A 517-nucleotide genomic window follows, 5' to 3' on the forward strand; every position below is an offset into this window, starting at 1 on the left:
TTTTGTGGTTTTACACATTTTTAAGGACGTTTTTTGTGGTTTTTCAAAAGAAATAGCTGCCCCTCAAAAAGTAGACACAGAAAGGTGGAAAACTGATGGAAAATGATTACCTTTGCAAGCAGATAGAGTTGTGTGCCCTGTAGAGAGGGCGTAGCCCGAACGTAAGGGCACACAACTTGCCGAAGCACGGTTATCTTATCGTCAAGTATTCACCAGAAAGGAAACTTTTTATGGCAAAGCATTTAAATCCATTGGAAAAGGAGTTCTTGATTCGTAAGTTCAAGGGAAACTCCAAAGTTAAGCTCGGTGATTTCTGCAGGGCAAACAATGTCTCGGAAACTTCTTTTAAGAAGTGGCTGAAGCAATATGAAGAAGCAGGCATAGAGGGGTTGGCTCGTGCTGATGCTGAGATTGGGAACATACTTCCTGAGGGCATTGACAAAACCAAGGAGGGGTATAAGCGAGAAATCCTACGCTTGCGTATTGAGAATGAACGGCTCAAAAAAAATATCTGGTG

1 protein-coding gene is annotated in these 517 nt (G+C 42.2%); it reads left to right on the forward strand.

Going from position 1 to position 517, the window contains the following annotated elements; all coding sequences use genetic code 11:
* Positions 1 to 230: 230 nt before the first annotated feature.
* Positions 231 to 517: helix-turn-helix domain-containing protein (locus RF644_RS18870; RefSeq protein ID WP_254963472.1), on the forward strand; the 287-nt coding region annotated here is incomplete at its 3' end.

The sequence above is a fragment of the Kocuria sp. CPCC 205258 genome (genome assembly GCF_040981005.1).
In the GTDB taxonomy this organism is placed as follows: domain Bacteria; phylum Actinomycetota; class Actinomycetes; order Actinomycetales; family Micrococcaceae; genus Kocuria; species Kocuria rosea.